The 523-nt window shown below is 61.4% G+C and carries 1 pseudogene; it reads right to left on the bottom strand.

From position 1 onward, the window contains the following. Nucleotides 1-519: pseudogene (locus J5224_RS35070) on the bottom strand (translocation and assembly module TamB); the annotation flags it as partial. Between the last annotated feature and the right edge of the window lie 4 nt (nucleotides 520-523).

Here is a 523-nt window from a genome sequence, read left to right as displayed (position 1 = left end):
CGACAAACGCCATTCTCCCACCGGCGTAGTGAACTGGGTTTGATCCAGTGTGCCGCGCCAGCGCTGCTGCGCCCGGTCGAAATGCCCGGTCAATGTCAGTTGTCCGGCGACAGGTTCCCCTTCCACGTTCAAGCGCAACTGATGCTGCTGCTCGTTGCCCTGTGCGTTCAGCGTCAGCAGAGAAACCTTCAGCCCTTCCTGCTGCAATTGCTCAACGCGCAACGCCATGCGGCCATTCACTTGCGCCTTCGAGCGCACATCGCTTTCCAGCGTCAGGCGGTTGATCGATAAGCCCTGCCAGCGCAGCCCTGTGGCATTGAGATCTGCCAACAGCTGCGGTGCGGTGTGGTTGCCACGCAGCCGTACCGTACCGGCAACGCGCCCCGCCAGCCCCGGCAACGCACCGTTTAACGCAGGCGCATCAATGACGCCGTCCAGTTGCCATTGCTGACCTAAATCGCCTTTGACGTTCAGCTGGTTTCGCACCAACGCCAGGTTGATGCCGGGAATGTGCCACCGTCAC

It is taken from the genome of Candidatus Symbiopectobacterium sp. NZEC135 (assembly GCF_025962695.1).
The sequence above is the reverse complement of the archived record's forward strand: the minus strand, read 5'-3'. Positions and strand labels throughout refer to the sequence as shown.